The organism is Sphingomonas sp. NPDC079357, from assembly GCF_044901155.1.
Classification (GTDB): Bacteria; Pseudomonadota; Alphaproteobacteria; order Sphingomonadales; family Sphingomonadaceae; genus Sphingomonas.
The window spans coordinates 1683881-1701445 of sequence record NZ_JBJDOM010000001.1 but is presented as its reverse complement, the minus strand read 5'-3'; the positions used below and the strand labels follow the sequence as shown (position 1 = coordinate 1701445).

At 61.2% G+C, this 17565-nt stretch carries 11 protein-coding genes and 2 pseudogenes; 5 read left to right on the top strand and 8 right to left on the bottom strand.

What is annotated here, in order from left to right; translation table 11 throughout:
- Positions 1–11: 11 nt before the first annotated feature.
- Positions 12–1676 (bottom strand): hypothetical protein, encoded by a 1665-nt coding sequence (locus ACI2JO_RS07945; protein ID WP_404720121.1) that lies wholly within the window; start codon positions 1674–1676, stop codon positions 12–14.
- Between the two features lie 403 nt (positions 1677–2079).
- Between ACI2JO_RS07945 and ACI2JO_RS07940 the strand changes: the two genes are divergently transcribed.
- The 5 genes from ACI2JO_RS07940 (at position 2080) to ACI2JO_RS07920 (ending at position 6468) form a co-directional block, all read left to right on the top strand.
- Positions 2080–2496: a cytochrome c family protein gene (locus ACI2JO_RS07940; RefSeq protein WP_125999136.1), complete on the top strand. Its 417-nt coding sequence runs from the start codon at positions 2080–2082 to the stop codon at positions 2494–2496.
- 16 nt (positions 2497–2512) lie between these two features.
- Complete coding sequence (locus ACI2JO_RS07935; protein WP_125999135.1) at positions 2513–2908, top strand: VOC family protein; 396 nt, start codon at positions 2513–2515, stop codon at positions 2906–2908.
- A 46-nt stretch (positions 2909–2954) separates the two neighbouring features.
- A complete protein-coding gene (locus tag ACI2JO_RS07930) occupies positions 2955–3494 on the top strand; it encodes a gluconate 2-dehydrogenase subunit 3 family protein (protein WP_125999134.1) in 540 nt (179 codons plus the stop codon).
- 65 nt (positions 3495–3559) lie between these two features.
- A complete protein-coding gene (locus ACI2JO_RS07925) occupies positions 3560–5092 on the top strand; it encodes a GMC family oxidoreductase (RefSeq protein ID WP_404720120.1) in 1533 nt (510 codons plus the stop codon).
- A gap of 62 nt (positions 5093–5154) precedes the next feature.
- On the top strand, positions 5155–6468 hold the full coding sequence (locus ACI2JO_RS07920) for an Nramp family divalent metal transporter (protein WP_404720119.1): 1314 nt from the start codon (positions 5155–5157) through the stop codon (positions 6466–6468).
- A 1-nt stretch (position 6469) separates the two neighbouring features.
- On the opposite strand, the pseudogene ACI2JO_RS07915 reads toward ACI2JO_RS07920, so the two are convergent.
- From ACI2JO_RS07915 to ACI2JO_RS07885, 7 genes and pseudogenes are all read right to left on the bottom strand, one after another.
- Positions 6470–6980 (bottom strand): annotated as a pseudogene (locus ACI2JO_RS07915) (acetyl-CoA C-acetyltransferase); the annotation flags it as partial.
- 509 nt (positions 6981–7489) lie between these two features.
- Positions 7490–7570 (bottom strand): annotated as a pseudogene (locus tag ACI2JO_RS07910) (ATP-binding protein); the annotation flags it as partial.
- A gap of 93 nt (positions 7571–7663) precedes the next feature.
- The gene (gene istB, locus ACI2JO_RS07905; protein WP_279729000.1) at positions 7664–8443 is read right to left on the bottom strand and encodes an IS21-like element ISRsp3 family helper ATPase IstB; all 780 of its coding nucleotides are present in this window, start codon (positions 8441–8443) and stop codon (positions 7664–7666) included.
- Complete coding sequence (istA, locus tag ACI2JO_RS07900; protein WP_404720355.1) at positions 8433–9953, bottom strand: IS21-like element ISRsp3 family transposase; 1521 nt, start codon at positions 9951–9953, stop codon at positions 8433–8435. Before istA ends, istB begins: the two co-directional genes overlap by 11 nt.
- A 1061-nt stretch (positions 9954–11014) precedes the next feature.
- Positions 11015–14134, bottom strand: a complete 3120-nt coding sequence (locus ACI2JO_RS07895; RefSeq protein WP_404720118.1) for an AAA family ATPase — start codon at positions 14132–14134, stop codon at positions 11015–11017.
- Positions 14135–14137: 3 nt separating this feature from the next.
- Positions 14138–14776, bottom strand: a complete 639-nt coding sequence (locus ACI2JO_RS07890; protein WP_404720117.1) for an ABC-three component system middle component 1 — start codon at positions 14774–14776, stop codon at positions 14138–14140.
- Positions 14766–17150, bottom strand: coding sequence for an ABC-three component system protein (locus tag ACI2JO_RS07885; protein ID WP_404720116.1), 2385 nt, complete (start codon positions 17148–17150; stop codon positions 14766–14768). Before ACI2JO_RS07885 ends, ACI2JO_RS07890 begins: the two co-directional genes overlap by 11 nt.
- Positions 17151–17565: the final 415 nt, after the last annotated feature.

The window sequence follows — 17565 nt, the reverse complement described above, 5'->3', positions numbered from 1 at the left end:
CGGCCGAGAGATCAGATCCGGCGGATCGTGAATCCCTTGCGATAGTCCTCGACATGCCTGGCCCGCGCCTCGGGCGTCAGTTCGCGCAGCGCCAGCAACGGGCTGCGGATGGTGTGACCGCGGACATGGTCGAGGGTCCACATGTCCTTCTCCTCGAACGACATGTGCGGCTGCGCGATCAGCGTCTTGCCGTCGGGCCGCACGAAGCCCATGTCGACGATGGCGTCGGCGACGTCCCACCCGTCATAGACTTCCTCCCACTGGCGGCGACCGGAAAAGCGGCCCATCGCCGGTGTCGGGCGCCCCTGATACTCGCCCGCAAAGGCTTCCTTGTGGGTCCAGCGGTCCACTTCGCTGGCATAGGTGAAGAGCTCGCCGTCTACCTCGTCGACGCAGAAATCCTCGCGGATGACGGCCGGCACGAGGCTTGACCAGCAGCGATGCGGATAGACGTAGCCGGTGTCGGCGAAGGTGATCAGTTCGCTGCCGGGCTTGGAGAGCTTTTCGTAATTCTCCCACCAGGCGCCGAATTCATTGTACCAGCCCGGATATTTCGCCTCGAACCATTCGAAGTCGCGCTCGGTCTGCGCCTCGATCCGCCAGAAATTGGCCCACCAGCCGGCCGAGAAGAACTGCGCGACCTTGTGGACATAGCCCTTCTTGACGATCGAATCGAACGCCTCGTGGACATCGTCGTGATGAATCTTGATGCCGTATTTCTCCAACGGCAGCATGTAGGTGCGATAATAGTCCTCGAAGATCCAGCGGTGCCAAAGCTCCGCATAGCTCTCCTTGTTCTTGTCGCGATTCTTGGTGCCATATTCGATGATCGTGCCGATCGCGGCGTCGACAATCATGTGGTTCTGCCAGAAGGAATAGCGGATATCGCGCTCCAGCAGCAGGTGGTTGTCAGGCTCCTTGAGCACCGACATCAGCATCGAGTGACCGTTGCCGATATGGCGGCTCTCGTCGCTCTGGACCGACAGGAACACTGTCGGCAACGCATAATCACCGTTGCGCGCGGCCTCCGACGGCATGGCGACGAACAGGGTGTTGGTGAAGGCCGTTTCGGCCGCGACCTGGAGATAGATGTTCGACGCGGTGATCGCATCGCCGGTCAGGAAGGCCTCGCCGAACTGGCGGCCGATCGTAGTGGCGTAGCATTTGCCGAACGCCTTTTCGGTGATGTCGAACCCGGCGGGATCGATATAATTCTCCATGTACCATTTTTTGAGGTTCATCTGGATGGTGGAGTGGCGGAACTCGTCCACCATTTGCATCGTGAACCCGGTACGAAGATGATCGCCCGGGGCAAGCTGTCCGAGCGTCGCCATCGAGCGGGCGGCCGAAATTTCGGGAAACGGGATGATCGCCAGGAACAGCTTCATCCACTCGATCCAGCGCGGCTCGACATTGCGGAACATGTCGCCGCGCAGCGCCGCGTCGAGCGCGCCATAGACGCGATTGTCCTTTTCCTCCTGCATGGGGAAATAGGAGCGAAGCACCTGCTTCATCGGATCACGGGGGGGCTTGCTGATCTTGTAGTCGGTCGGGAACGCCATCGCGTCCTGGACATAGGACGGCGTCCAGCCCAGATCGGCGATCAGGCGGGTGGCCTCGCTGATACTGATGCCTTTCTGGCTCGTAATCTTGTTGAGTGTCAGTGCCTCGGTCATCTTTGATCTCCTTTCCCTTGCCCGATCGGCCGGCGGGCATGTGCAGCGCGGTTGCGGCGGCGCGCTTCCGTCGAGCGCAGCGTCCACTTGGGGCTGTCTCGCAATGTGCGTGCCAACTCGTCGGATTGTTGATTTTGCGGCGATCTCGAGATGGATCAGCTGAGCGCGCGTTCCACGATGCGACAGCTCGTGACACATTTGTGTCGCGCGGATGACGCAGGGCTGTTCCCATTGGAGGAACCCGACACACTCCAGCCGATCCTGTGGCAAGAACCGGAAAAGCCCGGTTTTACGCCGCACCCCGCCCCGCGCGAACATAGCTTTTCGCGATTGGCACGAGCTTTGCTGAACAGTCCTTCAAGGCCCGCACCGGGCGGATATCAAAAATATTCGAGAGGGATTCATGCAAACCGCCACCCTGTATCGCTACCGCTGGAAGTTCATCAGGATCGGACTCATTCTCGGTTTCTTCGCGATCGCCAAGATCAGCCAAAGCCACGCTCAGTCGGTGCCGCCATCCGCACCGCCGACGGGTGCGCGCCTGTTCACCCAGCAATGCGCGGCCTGTCATTCGATGAAGCCCGGCGAGATACGCGTGGGACCATCCCTTGCCGGAATCGTCGGCAAGACAGCGGGCAAACAGCCCGGCTTCGGCTATTCGCCCGCGCTCAAGCGCAGTCCGATGAAGTGGAATGCCGTGAACCTCGATCGCTGGCTCGCGGACTCCAACGCGGCCGTCCCGGGAAGCGTCATGAACTATCGGCAGGCTGACGCGACGAAGCGCCAGGCGCTCGTCACCTACCTCACCACCGGCAAGTAAAGAGGCATCGCCTGACATGGCCAAGATAATTCATTCGATGATCCGCGTGCTCGACGAGGAGACATCAACCGCTTTCTATCGCGATGCACTCGGTCTCGAAGTCGCGGATCGATTTCCTTTCGACGATTTCACGCTGGTCTATTTGCGGAACCCGGAGAACGACGTGGAGATCGAACTCACGGTAAACGATGATCGGACCGAGCCCTATACGCATGGCGACGGCTATGGCCATGTCGCAGTGGCTGTCGCGGACCTCGACGCCGAGCATGCCAGGATGGAAAAGCTCGGCATCGCGCCCCAGCCCATCAAGGAATTCTTCCGGGAGGGCGCGCTGATGGCCCGCTTCTTCTTCATCGCCGACCCGGACGGATACAAGATCGAAGTGCTGCAGCATCACGGACGATACCGCTGAGCAGCCTCTCGACCGTCGCCACAACAGGAAACCCGGGAGGGGTTGCATGAGACTCGTAGACAAGACCATAAAATTGAACCGGAGAGCATTTATCGGCCGCTCCGCGGGGGCGGCCGCGCTGGCAGGCATCGTCGGGACATTTTCCGATCGTGGCGCCTTTGCGGCAACGCTCAAGACCGTGACGCCGGCCACAGCGCCGACCCTGGTGAAGGTCGCGCGCGACCTCTATCCGCACGACCGGCTTCCCGACGCCTATTATGAGAATGCGGTCGCCGCCATCGACACCAGCGTCGCCGCGGAGGCGGCAAGCAAGACCCTGCTGACCGATGGCGTGGGGTTGCTCGACGCGGCTGCGATGAAGCTGAAGGGGAGCCCCTATGTGGCCGTCGCGTCCGAGGCCGATCGCATCACGGTGCTCAAGTCGATCGAAGGCACTCCGTTCTTCGCGCGGATGCGTTCCGAGATGGTCACCGCGCTCTACAACCAGCCTGAGGTATGGACCCAGCTTGGCTACGAGGGCTCTTCGGCCGAGCAGGGCGGATATATCCACCGGGGCTTCAACGACATCGACTGGCTGCCCGCCTGAGTGCGGCCCGACAAGAGGATAAGCATATGGCTACCAAATTCAGCCTGAACGACGACAGCGTCGTCGTGGTCATCGGTTCGGGCGCGGGCGGCGGCACATTGTCTAACGAGCTCGCGCAGAAGGGGATCAAGGTGGTCTGCCTGGAGGCCGGCAGCCGCTACGAGATCCCAGACTTCATCAACGACGAATGGGAGAGCTTTGCTCAACTCGCCTGGCGCGACAAACGCACCACCTCGGGAAGCTGGCGCGTCGCAAAGGATTTCCCCAACCTGCCGGCGTGGATCGTAAAGGCGGTGGGTGGCACGACGACCCATTGGGCGGGCGCATCGCTGCGGTTCCAGGATCATGAGTGGAAGGCGCGCTCGACTTACGGCGACATTCCCGGCGCCGCGCTGCTCGACTGGCCGATCACGGCCGAGGAAATGGCCCCCTGGTATGCCAAGGCCGAGTTCAAGATGGGGACGACCGGAACGAACGGCATTCCCCGTTTGCCCGGGAACAACAATTACAAGGTCCTGGCCGCCGGCGCACAAAAGCTCGGTTACAAGGAATTCCATACTGGCAATATGTCTATCAACAGCCAGCCGCGCGATGGTCGCGGCAGCTGCCAGCAGATCGGTTTTTGTTTCCAGGGGTGCAAGTCGGGCGCGAAATGGTCGACGCTCTATACCGAGATTCCTAAGGGCGAGGCGACCGGCAATCTGGAAGTTCGTCCTGAATCGCAGGTGATCCGTATCGAGCATGATGCGCGCGGCAAGGTAACGGGCGTCGTCTATGCCGACACGACCGGTGCCATGCATCTGCAAAAGGCGCGCATCATTGCGGTGGCCGGCAATTCGATCGAAAGCGCACGCCTGCTGCTCAACTCGCAAAGCAACCTGTTCAAGGACGGGCTGGCCAATGGCTCGGGTCATGTCGGGCGTCACTATATGCGCCACACGACCGGGTCCGTCTACGCCGTGTTCGACAAGCCGGTGCATATGTATCGCGGCACGACGATGGCCGGCATCGTGCGCGATGAAGCACGCAACGATCCAGCGCGCGGCTATGTCGGCGGGTTCGAGCTGGAGACGATTTCGCTCGGTGTGCCATTCACTGCGGCTTTCCTCAGTCCCGGGGCGTGGGGACGCGATTTTTCGTCGGTACTGGACAGTTATGATCATATGGCCGGCCTCTGGATTGTCGGCGAGGATCTTCCCCAAGCGAACAACCGCGTCACGCTGAACGGCTCCGAGAAGGACCGTTTCGGCATGCCGATCGCCAATGTCCACTATGACGACCATCCCAATGACGACGCGATGCGCACCCATGCCTATCGTCAAAGCACGGCGCTTTACGAGGCCGTCGGCGCCAAACGCACTATCCTGACGCCGCCCTATCCCTCGACCCACAATCTGGGCACCAACCGGATGAGCGAAAAGCCGGATGACGGAGTGGTCAACAAGTGGGGACAGGCCCATGAGGTAAAGAACCTGTTCGTGTCCGACGGTAGCCAGTTCACGACAAGCGCTGCAGAAAACCCGACCCTCACCATCGTCGCCCTCGCCATCCGTCAGGCCGATCACATCGCCGGGCTCATGGCGCGCAACGAGGTTTGAGAAAGGGCGCGCCCCGCGCCTGGGCTGCGGGCAGGAAGGACGGCACGATGCACGGGCCTGACATGGCAAAGGGATGGCGCCGGGAACGGCCGGCGCCATCGCTGATGGAGGTTTTTCGGAGCGTTCCGGTCGAGGGCCGCGGCTGGCGCAGACTATGCTCATTTCTCGGCCCCGGCTATCTTGTGGCCGTCGGCTATATGGATCCGGGTAACTGGGCTACCGACCTCTATGGCGGGTCTGCATTCGGCTATACATTGCTGTCGGTCATATTGCTGTCGAACGTCATGGCCATGCTGCTGCAGCATCTCGCGGTCCGACTGGGCATCGCTACCGGACGCGACCTGGCGCAGGCCTGTCGCGATCATTTCTCAAAGCCGGTCGCGCTGCTGCTGTGGGTCATGTGTGAACTCGCGATATGCGCATGCGATCTTGCCGAGTTGATCGGCACGGCGATCGCGCTCCAGCTGCTGTTCGGTATCCCGCTGCTCTGGGGCGTCGCGCTGACCGGACTAGACGTCCTGCTGATCCTGCTGCTGCAACGCTGGGGCTTCCGGCTGGTCGAGGCATTTGTTCTCGCGCTGCTGGTGACGATCTTCACCTGCTTTGTGATCGAGATGGTCCTCGCTTCACCGGACTGGTCTGCGGTTATGCAGGGGTTTGTGCCGCGCCGCGAGATCGTGACCAATCCCCTCATGCTCTACATAGCGGTGGGGATCATGGGCGCCACCGTGATGCCCCACAATCTCTACTTGCATTCGTCGATCGTTCAGACACGCGCTTATGACGAAACGCCAGCTGGGCGCCGTGAGGCCGTGCGCTTCGCGACGATCGATTCGACCCTTGCATTGCTGTTCGCGCTGTCGATCAATGCTGCGATCCTGATCCTGGCCGCAGCCACTTTCCATGGTTCGGGCCGCATCGTCATCGAAATCCAGGAAGCGCATCGTCTGCTCGCACCTGCACTGGGCGCCTCTGTCGCGGCAACCGCCTTTGCGCTGGCGCTGCTTGCATCGGGACAAAATTCCGCGGTCACAGCAACGCTGGCAGGCCAGATCGTTATGGAGGGCTTTCTTTCGATCCGGCTGCCACCCTTCTTCCGCCGGATGATCACGCGTGGCATCGCGCTCGTCCCGGCGCTGTTCGTAACGGCATGGTATGGCGAGCGGGCAACTGCCAAACTGCTGGTGCTGAGCCAGGTGGTGCTGTCCGCGCAACTGCCGTTCGCGGTTGTTCCACTTGTGCTTTTCACCGCGAACCGTGGGAAGATGGGCGCATTGGTCATTCCCCGATGGCTTGCCTGCTCCACTTGGGGCATCGCGGGCGTTATCATTGTCTTCAACGCCAAATTGTTATGGGATTTAGCTACAGGCGCATGACTCACAGTGCTTCTATGATTGTGACATTAGCGATGCCACCACCTTCACACATGGTCTGCAGGCCATATTTTTTGCCCCGGGCGCGCAATGCATGCACCAAGGTTGCCATCAGTTTGCCACCGGTTGCGCCGAGCGGATGTCCAAGTGCGATGGCGCCACCATTGATATTGAGCTTTTCAGGATCTGCTCCGATCTCGCGCAGCCAGGCGAGCGGGATCGGCGCGAAAGCTTCATTGACCTCGTAAAGATCGATATCATCGATCGACAGGCCCGCACGCGCAAGCGCTTTGCGCGTGGCCGGAATCGGCTCTTCCAGCATGATGACCGGGTCGCCTGCTGTCACCGTGACATTCACGATACGTGCGAGCGGTGTTAATTCAGGACTACAGACGAACCGTCACACAAATTTGGCTGGCATTCGCAGCGGATATTTTGCCGCCCTCCTGTAGCAGTTTCATGGTTCCGATCGATTCCAACACGGCGTCGTACCTCATGCCCTCAACCTTGACATGAAGTTCCCCCATCAACGAGCAGTGGGATCACTACCCGATCAAACGCGCTGTTCTGCGTTGCTCTGGCGCTTGCTGATGGCTTTCGTGGAGCAACGTGAATATCGTTTTCGTCATTAGCCATAACGGCTGCAAGAAAACAGCGTAGCAGCAAGATTCCCCTAGTCGACTACAAGATGGGGCAATCGATATGAGCCACCTCGCCATGGCGTGGACGTATACGAAATTAATTTTCGTCCAATTGAAATCCCCTGCGTATTCCGCTACGCGGAGTCGCTAAAGAACGCCAAGACGGCGTCGACAAAGGAGGAGGATTTCGCGTGAACACACGTGGGTGTCAATCGGCGTGCAAACGGGACCCCTTATCGGCGCGCAAAAGGGACCCCCTGTCAGGATGGCGGAGCGTTGATGTGACGGGCTTCCTTGCGCTGCGCGCGGCGTAGGGAGGGCGTAGCCCGACCGGAGGCGCGCGCAGCGCAAAACATCTTCTAATTGATCGGTGCTGGGGGGGATCAGCTGCGGTTTTTGAAGCGCCAGCTGTCATTGCCGGTCTCGACGATGTCGCAATGATGGGTGACGCGGTCGAGGAGCGCGGTGTGTTGAGTTGCACTGAGAAGTGACCCGGGATTTTCATTGAGAAGTGACCCGGGTGGGCGTGGTTGATGTGCTGCCTGCGACGAGCAGGGTCAAGCGGGTGATTTGTCCTTTCTGGATTTTGGGGCGGCGGAACTGGCTCTGAAGCGGAAGCTGTCATTGCCGGTTTCAAGGATATGGCAATGATGCGTGAGGCGATCCAGCAGGGCGGTGGTCATTTTGGCATCGCCAAAGATACTGGACCACTCGCTGAAGCTCAGGTTGGTGGTGATAACAACGCTGGTCCGCTCATAGAGTTTGCTGAGCAGATGGAACAGCATGGCCCCGCCTGAAGGGCTGAAGGGTAGATATCCCAGCTCATCAAGGATGACGAGGTCGAGGCGCAACAGACGCTCGGCCAACTGGCCCGCCCTGTTTGCGGCCTTTTCCTGCTCCAACGCATTGACCAGATCGACAGTAGAGAAGAAGCGGATCTTTTTGCGGTGATGCTCAACCGCCTGGATGCCCAAAGCCGTCGCGATGTGGCTTTTGCCGGTGCCTGGTCCGCCGATCAGTACGACGTTGTCGGCGCTATCCATAAAGTCACCACGGTGAAGTTGACGCACGAGCGCCTCGTTGACCTCACTGACGGCAAAGTCGAAGCCTGCCAGATCCTTGTAGGCCGGGAACCGGGCTGCCTTGATCTGGTAAGCAATGGACCTGACCTCGCGCTCGGCCATTTCCGCTTTGAGAAGCTGGGAGAGGATCGGAACGGCAGCGTCAAAGGCTGGCGCGCCCTGCTCGATCAGATCGCCGGCGGCTTGCGCCATGCCATACATTTTGAGGCCGCGTAGCATGACAACCACAGCGGCGCTGGCGGGATCATGACGCATGGCGTAACGTCCTCAGCGTGTCGTAGCGTTCGACATCGGCCACAGGCTCCTGGGCGAGGCGCAGGGCTTGCGGGGCATCGATTGGGGATGCCGGTGGAGCCTTGCCATCGATCAGGCGGTGCAGAACATTGAGGATGTGGGTTTTGGTCGGCACCCCGGCTTCAAGGGCCAGTTCGACTGCGCTGAGCACAGCCTGCTCGTTATGCTGTAGAACAAGGGCGAGGATTTCCGCCATCTCCCTGTCACCACCAAGCCGCTTGAGCAGATGCCCCTGCAGTTGCCGGAAGGCTTCGGGCATTTCCAGGAATGGCGCCCCATTGCGCAAAGCGCCAGGCTTGCGCTGAACAACTGCCAGATAGTGCCGCCAGTCATAGATCGTCTGCCCCGGCTTCTGGTGAGAGCGGTCGATAATCCGGTTGTGCTCGCACAAGATTTGCCCCTCGGCCGCGATGACCAAGCGATCAGGATAGACCCGCAGGCTCACTGGCCGGTTCGCAAAGGAAGCAGGCACGCTATAGCGATTGCGCTCGAACGCGATCAGGCAGGTGGGCGACACGCGCTTGGTATGCTCGACAAAGCCATCGAAGGCCCGACCCATCGGCATCAGGCTGATAATCTCAGCGGCGTGCACATCGGCAACTGTGCCGGGCAGGACGCCATGCTGGATTTCTCCCCATTGTGCGATGCACCGCTCTTCCAACCAGGCATTGAGGGCGTCAAGATCTGGGAAGTTGGGCATTGGCTGCCATAACCGTCGACGTGCATCCTGAACGTTTTTCTCGACCTGGCCTTTCTCCCAGCCTGAGGCCGGATTGCAAAAATCCGTCTCGAACAGGTAGTGGCTGGCCATGGCAGCGAACCGCGCATTGACCTGTCGGACTTTACCCTGGCCGATCCGGTCTACAGCCGTCTTCATATTGTCGAATATTCCACGCTGAGGCACGCCGCCCAGCACCCGGAAAGCCTGTGTCAACGCATCGAACAACATCTCGTGGGTTTGAAGCAGGTAGGCTCGCGTAATGAACGCCCGACTGTGGGAGAGCTTGGTATGGGCCACCTGCAGCTTGACAGGTCGGCCATTCAGAAGGGCGTAATCTTCACTCCAATCGAACTGAAAGGCCTCACCGGGCTGGAAGATCAGCGGTACGAATGTGCCGCGCCCACTGGTTTGCTTTTCATATTGGCGTTCGGCCTTCCACGCTCGAGCAAAGGCGGCAACACGGCCGTAGGATCCCTCGAAGCCCAACTTAACCAGATCTGCATGTAGCTGCTTGGCTGTTCGCTTCTGCTTGCGCGACTTGCCGGATTCCACCCGCAGCCACGTCGTCAATTTTTCGGCAAACTGATCAAGCTTGCTCGGCCGTTTGGGAACCTTGAACGTCGGCTCCACCGCGTCATCGCGCAGATATTTGCGGATCGTGTTGCGCGATAATCCAGTCCGTCGCCTGATCTCGCGAATGGGAATGCCTTGCCGAAAATGCCAGCGGCGGATCACACTGAGTAAGTCCATGTCGATCACTCCGATGCCTCCTGACTGTTAGCCAGGGGCGAGGAAAACATGGGTCAATTCTCAGTGAAAACTTATAACCCTCCCGGGTCACTTCTCAGTGCAACTCAACAGCGGGACTTTGCACCCGAGTCCAAGTTATCGAGTGCCGCAATCTCGCCAGCCTTCGTTTTCATTAAAGGGACGTAGCGGTAGATACCGGCGGCGGCCGTACCAGGAGCAAATGCGTCGTCGGATCGAAGAGGCGCGGTGGCCATATCAAGATTCCTTTATGTCCCTATTGAAAGGAGCCTTGACCAGCGAACCTACTACCAGTAGAAGAATTCGCGAACCTCGGCAGCGCTCCTCCAACAGGATCGTTGCTTCACCAGAAGCCGCTTTGGGGAATCTCACCTCCCCGGGGCGGCTTCTGCGTTGTAGGCGTGTGTTGCTCTACATCATCAAAATAGTGCGTTCGTTACTTGGCCGTCAACCGGACTCGGCATCGGCCACTGACCCTTCGTCTTGCAATTCGTGTGGTTTAACTGCGCAAAGGGCCAACGACGCGCGAATTTCTGCGGCTTTCGCGCATTGCAACAAGCCCAAAAATTATTTTTTTACCACAACATATTGATTGCAAAATCGCCATTTTGAGCGGGTACCGACTACATATTGTATGCCGTGAGACGGCGAATCCGAGGGCCAGACCCGGCGGATTGTTGTTCGAACCGCTGGATAAGCCTTCGCCGATTCGGCGCTGACTGCCCCAATCAGTAAGCTGAAGGTGCGGGTCTCGATCAATCTCAAGGTACCGCTTCTATGGGCGATTTACCTCGTCGACATCAGCGCTTTGGTCGGTCAAGTCTTGGACGATCCAGCTGTACCGACAAAGGCCCGTCGTCTTGTCACTCAATGGGCGCTTAAGCGCGATCTGCTGGACTGGGGCAGGTTGTTGACCAAGGCGTTCCCCAGCTATTCGGACCCCGCGAGGACATCGACCTCATCAAGCCGGATATTGGCCATTCGCGCCAGCATCGAGCCGACATGGCCGAGCGTCTCGATCAGCTTGTCCGAGCGCGTGGCGGTCAGGCGACGACCGCCAATTTATCCTCGCGCGGTCTGGTGACCGGCGACTGGCTCCAGGTCACACCGCCGCGGCCCTGACCTTCAAGGCGCAGCGTGGTGCACGCCACCTGGTTGGCGCGGAATTTGCGCTGGAGGAACTCAACCTGTGCCAGGTCATGGCTCGACATCAGGATCTGATAGTCGCGGTCGCGCACGAGATTGCTCATCAGATCCGCAAAGGCGGCGGCGTGAATCGCGTCATTATGCTGGAGCGGGTCGTCGAGGATGAGTGCGCGCCACCGCGACCAGGGGAAGGTGAGGCTGGCCGCACAGAGGAGGCTGACCGCGAGCGCCGCCATCTGGCCCTCGCTGTGGACTAGCGAGGGGTCGACCTTGTGCAGATCGGTTGGCATCTCGCCCGTCTTCCTCGCGGACTGGATCACGCGTCGGGCCTTAACCTCGAGTGCGATGCCGATCCGCGGATCGCATAGGATCGCCGCGTTGATCCGATCCATCAGCTCCCCGAGGGGCCGGATATAGTCGGTATCGAACTGGCTGAGCTTGACCTCGATGGCGCGGCTCGATGCCCAAGCGATCTGCCTAGCCCGTTCGATCCGCTCGAGGCGCTCTGTGAGCTCGCGGCTCCGCGTCTCGCCGCCCTGCCGCAATTTGTCCCGGCTACTGTTGGGGGCCATGTCGAGCAGCGCGCGCAGATCCTCGAGCAGCTGCCGGTGCTGTTGTCGACGATCCCACCCCATTTCGGCCATTCGCAACCGGCTGAGGCGCGCTTCAGCTTCCGCCAACTGTTTGCCGTCAGACGCGGTCTTTTCCTCGGCCATTCGAATCTGGTTGAGGTCGGGGAGTGGCCCGAAGATCTGCAACTCGGCCCAGTCGGTCAGGTTGGCCTCGAGTTGCTGCCCTAGCACCGTTTCGCGCTCGGCCAGTTCGGTTACGCGTGCGGTACGGACCGCGATATCGGTGTCGAGCTGGGCGAGGCGCGTTTCAAAGGCGGTGAGGTCGGTTTCCAATTGCCGAAAGGAAGTGGTCGCCGCGTTGGTCTCGGCCATCGCCGCTTCGAGCAACGTCGCCATGTCCGCCGTGGTGGGATCGCCGCCCGCCACGACCTGACCGAGCGCGTTCTCGACGTCAGCGTTGCGCCTCTCAAGCTGAGCCTGGAGGTCGATGAGAGTTGTCCGTGCGGCATCAAGAGCGCGCTGAACACGGTCGCGCTCCCGCCGTCGGGTATCGGCCTGCCGCCGAAGCTGACCGCCGCCTAGCCAGCGATGGCGCGCCCAGTTGCGGCGGCGTTTGATGCGGCTCGCCAGTCGGTTGGCACGGGCGACAACTTGCTGTTTGCGGTCGTCGATCGACAGGGCTTGATCGAGCGCGAGTCCGCTTAGGCGTTTTATCAGCGCGGCCTGGTGGTCGCGGGCCGCGCCTTCCTGCACCATCAGCTCGGTTCGTTGCCGCTCGTGTGCAACCAGGCCGTCGAGGTGCGCCTTTGCTTCGCGGCTATGCTCGGCGCTCGTCTGCGCAGTGCGCTCTTGGGCAAGCAGAGCGGGGGATAGCCGATCGGCGGCCGCATCGATCTGGGCTCTCAGCGCGTCCGCACTCGGGAAGGTGGTGGCGCAAAGCGGGCATGCGCAGGACGCGGGATTGACATGCGCGATCACCGCCGCCAGCGCTGTCGACAGTGCATCGGTGCTCGCTGTTAGGGCGCTGAGCGCTGCCGCCTGATTGCGCGCGGTCTCCTCGGCGGCGAGCGCCTCCGCTCTGGCGCGAGGCAGCGCATCGGCAAGATTGGGATGGCCCTGGGCGATCGCGGCGATCGCCTCGCGCAGCTCGGTCAATCTCGCGGCGTTGGCCGCTAGTTCGTCGAGCGCGGGCAAGGCATCGCAGATAGCGGCAAGCTCGGAGTCCAGCGCATCGGCCTCGTCGGTAAGCCGGCTGACAATATCCATCGCTCTGCGATCGCGTCGGTCGCCGTGATCGAGCTTGGCGCGCTCGGCGTTGAGCTGGTTAAGCTTCTGATCGGCCTCGTTTAGTGCCGTCTCGGTTTTGGTCAGCGCTGCCCGGCTGGCCTGCAGCGCGAACAGTCGCATCGAACGCCGGGTCTTATCGTCGACGATAAGCCGCTGCTGGGCCACGGCGGCTGCGCGGGCAGCGCGCTCGGTTTCAGCTTCGCTGCGCGCTAAGTTCAGCTGATCACGCTGCGCCTGGGCTTCGCGCACGCCTGCCGCGTTGGCGATGCTTTCGGTCTCGATGCGCCCGCGTTCGGTTAGCAGCTGACGCGCGCGTACCGCACGCCGGGCAATCTCGCGGCCCGCCTCGCCGATCCTCGCGATCAGCTGATCGGGCTGCTCGAAGGCCATGGCGGGGGACCCTATCTGCCGGCCTATCGCTGACGGGGCGATGTCGATCAATAGGCCTGCGATCGCCCGGCGCTCAGTTGCCACATCGTCCGGTGTCAGCGCCCCCATCTTTTGCGATTCGTTAAAAAGGATAATTTCCTGGGCGAGCAGATCAGTGAGGATCGTCACATCCTTGCGGACGAAATTGGCCTGCCGGTTGAAAGCATTGCCCATCACCGAGACGCCAGTTCCATGCAATGTGTCGCTGATCGTCTGGATTTCATTGCTCTGCGCGGCCTCGCGGAGGATGTCGAACCGGTCGCGCGGTTCGCGGTGGGTCAACCGCGAGATGGTCGACTGGCCAAGAAAATGGGTGAGGAGGAGATGATGATCGAGCGAGGAGATCGCGCGTTTCCAGTTCGGATCGCGCAGATGATCAGCAATGTGTTCGATCGTGCCGCCAAGAACCGATTTTCGCGCTCTTTTGCTGGGCAGCGACCGCTCGATCAGGCTGTTGTCGGAGAAAGTTAGGGCGACACTTGTCGACCGCGGTTCGCGCGGCTTTCCCCAGCGGGTAAGATAGGTGCCCGGGAGCTTCTTCTTGGCGATTTTGCTGAAATGGTCGATCCGGTCGGTGAGCGCCCATTCGAGCGCATCGAACAGCGATGACTTGCCAAGTCCATTGGTGCCATGGACGATGAACACGCCCGGGCCTTCCGGCAGCTCGACCTCGAGTTCGGCGAAGCCTCGGAAATCGTGCAGGCGGATCCGATTGAGAAAGAGGCTCATTGCCTATAGCTCCATGCTGGCGGCGAGCCGCTGGACAAGCTCATCGGGTTCGGCGACCGTCTCGGCGAGCTTCACCCAGGTTTCGGCTGACTTCTTCGACAGGCCTTCCTTCTCCAAGATGGTCTGGACCAGCCGATGATTATGGTCCAGCGGCGCGTCGGTCACTGGGTCAAGCCACAGCCAAGGCCGCGCCAGGAAGGTCCGGGCAACGAAGCCGGCATAGGACGCATCGAGTGCGCGCGAGTCGGGGAGCCAAACGAGCTTGCGGCAGACATTCTCGTCGCGCTGCGCAAGGTCGACCAGCTGATGCCAGTCGGCTTCGGTGCCGCTCGTCTCTGCGACGAGCATGATATGGGCGTTGATGACCTCGGCGGCGCTCATGTAGGAGCGCGCTATGATCATCTGGTTGTGCGCCTCGCGCAGTCGCTTGATTAGATTGTCGCGGTTGTTGAGCCCGATCGCCAAAATCAGGATTGGATATTGGCCGATCCGCAATCCGATCCCACCTTGGGGCAGCGCGGCCGTGCTGTCTTCGCCATGCCCGCGAAAGGCGGTAGCGGTGAAATCGGGCTCGATAGTCGCGGTCCAGCCCTGGGCCGCGGCCGTCTCCGCCAACAGGCCCGCCAGGATACTAGGCGTCATTATCCTCTCCCGTCGTCAGAGCGTTCCAGCGTGTGCGCCATGCTGCGAATTCAGCCTCGACCGCCGCCGTCCATGGACCAAGTCCTTCCGCGAGACGCTTGCGCCAGCTCCTGTTCGCTTGGATCACGACCGGGGCTGGGCGCTGCCAATCGAGCATGCTCGTCGAGCGGGCACCGCCCGTCAGCACATTGCCGGCCGGGGGCATCACGTCCGTTTCGCTTGTACCCGAGAGGATCAGCGCGTCGACACCCCATTGGTCGACCTGATCCCAATCTTCGATGCGCTCATGGCCTTTGAGAAACTGACAGCCTGTGCCGAGCCCCACGCCGCGCGGCGAAATGCCGAGATTGCCAGGCGAGCACAGGCTCGGCGCCAGCGCTTCGCCCTGATGCGCGGCGAGCATTAGGATCAGCGCCGCGGCATAGAGATTGATCAGGCTGTGATCGCCATTCCACCGTGGCCGGTCGTCTTGATGAACATGTGCGATCAGACGGAGGAACTCGCCACGGAGTTTCGCATCGCTCTCCAGCGTCAAACGCCAATCGGCCCAGGTCGGCTTGATCGCCGAACAGATCGAAGCATGGATCGCGCCCAGCGTGTTGCAGGTCTCTGTCGCGATCGCGGTCGCGACCGCCTGGTCGAGTAGGCGCAACAGGCAGAGATCGACTGCCTCGGCGAGACCGTCGGTGTCGAGCGGCGACGGCGCGCAGGGCGAGGGGATGAGGTCGACGCGCTCAATCGTGTCGGAAAAACGCTGCCATTCGAGGTGGGCCGGATCGACATAGTGGAGCCGAATGCGCCCGTTGCTAGCCTTGGCCAGCCGCACCAGATCGGCGGGATGATCGAAGCGATTGGGCTCGAGCGCCAGCTGGATGGTGAACGTGGCGGTCAAACGCTCGCATTGCTCGGCGATTGACGCGAGCGATCGACGGCCTTGCTCGGTCAGAATATGCGCAGCACTGTCGCGGGCGATGATGATAGTCGCATCGCGGGCCGCGATCTGAGCCTTCATATCGGGCCGCGCGCTTGCATCGACCAGCGTCTCAACCCGCAGACACTCGAACAGGTCGAACGTCTCGAGCGCGAGCCGGGGCGGAGCATTAAGCTCGGGTCTGTCGATCAACAGAGCCTGTACATAGTCCCGATAGCGCTTGAATGGCTCGATCGCAGCGGCATAGCGTTTGAGCTTGTCCGGTCCATGGCGCAAGACGACATGGTGAAAGTCGGCGGCGAGCGCCGGGCCCACCGGGGCGACCCCGTTGATTGTGAAGCGCGGTCCGGCGTGGGTGACACCGTCGAGCCTGCCCTGCCCGAGGATCACCGGTCGGCCCGTGCCGGCAGCGGCCTCGATCAGGCTGAACGCCATGATCTGGTTGAGCTGCGACGCTTGGCCATTGCAGAACAATGCTCCGTCGCTGTTAATCGTGACCCGCCGGTCGGTGCGTAACAACGCGACCAGCTCGTCGGTGACGTTGTGGAGCGCGAGCGCCGGTCGCAACGTCGCCTCGAAGCGTTGTCGCAAATCTTCTTTTGGTAGAGCGCCCGCATAGATCGTGCTGGTCAGGAGGCGCAGACTGTCTCTCGGGAACCAGCGCAAGAAGCGCTCGGTGAAGGCGACATGCTCGAAGTTCCGGACTAGCAGTTGCATGAGGTCGGTGAGCCCACCATCGCCATTGCCGCTGACGATATAGCGGATCGAAGGGTTAGGCTCAGTGGCGATCGTGCCGACGCCGCTGATCCCCCAATAGCCGTTGGCCAGCGCATCGCCGATTAGCATCTCGCCGCCAAAGCCCATGGCGAGGACCACCCGCGAGGGCGCCTTGCGCATGGCATTGCCTCCGTCGTCGGTGACCTCGATCTCCCAGCCCGTCACAGTCCGTTCCAGGCCGGTGAGAGACATCCCCGATTTGAACGAGAGCAGAGGAAGCCCGACCTTCGCCGCGTCAAACGTTTTGCGCAATGCAGCGCTGACGGTGTCTCCAGTACCCGCATCCCAGTCGAGCAGTGGCAGATGCGCGCGGGCCTCCAAAGCGCCTAGTTCGGGCCATTCATAGATGTGCGGATGAAGCAGACGCGGCGATCCGCTTTGCAGGGTCAGGATCTCGGGAGATTCCTCATATAGCGTCACTCGCTCACCAAGCAGCGCAAGAGCCACGGCCAAGGTAACCCCGGCCGCGCCCGCACCCACAATCGCTGTCCATCCGTCATCGGCCAGCTTACCGCTCGCGTGCAGGGCATGGGCGAGGCGGAGCGCGCGCACCTGCTGCGAAAAAAAGGTGATGCGCCGCTCGCAGGGTCCCAGGAAGAAGAGCCCCGGATCGTCGGGATGGTTGGAGAGCGCGATCCACTCGTCAAATGGCGGTTGCGGATTCATGCGGCAAGGAAATCCCGACCAACGGGTGGCTCGACCCGGGCGTTCGGGCCGCCATGGTTCAAGGTGCTGGGCTGCGTCAGCCGACGAGATGACCGCATCGGTTCAGCCGTCACAGGCATCGCCGTCAAGGACACACCTCACCAATAGCGTTTTCTGCGGCAGTGATCGCCGCATGATGGTGGTGCCGCATTCATCCCCCAGCGAGATCGATCGATGTGCGTCGTTGGACAGGCGCGAAGCCCGCTTCACTGAACGATGACCGGTCCCAAAATCTGCGCAAAGCAAATTGCCCGAATATCCTCAGGAAAGCACCTTAATTCTGGTCGTTTGGCCACTGCCGATCGCGATAATGCGGCCTGAAACCTGCCGGTCTGCACCCGGCCAACCGCGGCCGCCCGACGTTATCCAGACGAGC

Coding starts and splice junctions, on each gene's coding strand:
- ACI2JO_RS07920 (WP_404720119.1), top strand. CDS start 5,155: ATGGCAAAGGGATGGCGCCGGGAACGGCCGGCGCCATCGCTGATGGAG.
- istB (WP_279729000.1), bottom strand. CDS start 8,443: ATGCGTCATGATCCCGCCAGCGCCGCTGTGGTTGTCATGCTACGCGGC.
- ACI2JO_RS07945 (WP_404720121.1), bottom strand. CDS start 1,676: ATGACCGAGGCACTGACACTCAACAAGATTACGAGCCAGAAAGGCATC.
- ACI2JO_RS07930 (WP_125999134.1), top strand. CDS start 2,955: ATGAGACTCGTAGACAAGACCATAAAATTGAACCGGAGAGCATTTATC.
- istA (WP_404720355.1), bottom strand. CDS start 9,953: ATGGACTTACTCAGTGTGATCCGCCGCTGGCATTTTCGGCAAGGCATT.
- ACI2JO_RS07935 (WP_125999135.1), top strand. CDS start 2,513: ATGGCCAAGATAATTCATTCGATGATCCGCGTGCTCGACGAGGAGACA.
- ACI2JO_RS07890 (WP_404720117.1), bottom strand. CDS start 14,776: ATGACGCCTAGTATCCTGGCGGGCCTGTTGGCGGAGACGGCCGCGGCC.
- ACI2JO_RS07885 (WP_404720116.1), bottom strand. CDS start 17,150: ATGAATCCGCAACCGCCATTTGACGAGTGGATCGCGCTCTCCAACCAT.
- ACI2JO_RS07895 (WP_404720118.1), bottom strand. CDS start 14,134: ATGAGCCTCTTTCTCAATCGGATCCGCCTGCACGATTTCCGAGGCTTC.
- ACI2JO_RS07940 (WP_125999136.1), top strand. CDS start 2,080: ATGCAAACCGCCACCCTGTATCGCTACCGCTGGAAGTTCATCAGGATC.